The 1,181-nt window shown below is 62.7% G+C and carries 1 pseudogene; it reads left to right on the top strand.

Annotated features, from left to right (window positions below):
• A pseudogene (locus BGN95_RS15045) lies at nt 1-1,181 on the top strand (TonB-dependent receptor domain-containing protein); the annotation flags it as partial.

Genomic DNA, 1,181 nt, shown 5'->3' with positions numbered 1-1,181 from the left:
GCGCTATGAGGTGTTCACCAACACCGGCATGCCGATGTTCGCCGATGACGTGCCGATCTACGGCGGTGCCGCCGCTGCGGCGATTACCGACGCGCAGGGCCGCCCGCTGATCTTCAGCCCGAGCGGCCGCCTGACGCCGTTCAACCCGGGCCAGCAGACCGCGAACGCGCTTCTCCAGGCAGGCGGAGACGGTTTCCGCATCCGCGATTACGATAATTTCCTGACCGACAGCAGCCGCTTCTCGGCGACGGCGCTGTTCCACTACGATTTCAGCGATCGCATCCGCTTCTCGGGCGAGGCCTGGTATGGCCGCGTGATCGCGACCAACCTTCGCGCCCAGCCGTTCTACAACACCGCCTTGTTCGGCGCGGCGGGCGAAACCAACGGCAATCTCATCATGAGCACGGCCAACCCGTTCCTCAGCGCGGCGGATCGTCAGACGATCATCAACAACCTCGCCGCAAACGGGATGGATACGAGCAGCTTCCTGCTCGCGCGCGCCAATACCGATCTGTCGACGGGCAGCTTCCGGACCAAGACCGATCTTTATCGGGTCGTGGGCGGGTTCGACGGCGATTTCAACGTCGGCGATCGCAAGTTCACCTGGGAAGCCAAAGCGATTTACGGCCGCTCGGACACGTCGACCACCACGCGTGAGGTCGTTACCCAGAACTTCTTCAACGCGCTCAATGCGGTGACCGACGGCAGCGGGAATATCGTCTGCGCGCCCGGCTATACCAACGCCACGATCCAGACCGTCAGCTCGACCTGCGCGCCGCTCAACGTCTTCGGCAACGGGCAGGCGAGCCGCGCGGCGCTCGACTATATCACCGCGATCGCCAATCCGAAGCAGCGCAACATCCAGTTCGATGCAGTGGCAGATATCAAGGGCTCGATCGCCAAGTTGCCGGCGGGCGAGGTGAAGTTCGTGCTCGGTTATGAGCATCGCTACGAATCGACCAATTTCCGGCCGGGCGCTTTCTATCGTGGCGAGGCGAATGGCGACGGCACCTACACGCAATACGGCAATTCGATCCCGATCACCCCGGTTGCCGGCTCGTATCACACCAACGAAGTCTTCGGGGAGTTGAACATCCCGGTCGTGTCGGCCGACATGGATGTGCCGTTCGTCCACAGCCTCGAATTCCAGGGGGCCGGGCGCTACGTCAAGAACAGCATGA

It is taken from the genome of Sphingomonas sp. 66-10, assembly GCF_001897045.1.
Classification (GTDB): Bacteria; Pseudomonadota; Alphaproteobacteria; order Sphingomonadales; family Sphingomonadaceae; genus Sphingomonas; species Sphingomonas lycopersici.
This window is presented reverse-complemented; position numbering and strand designations above follow the sequence as displayed.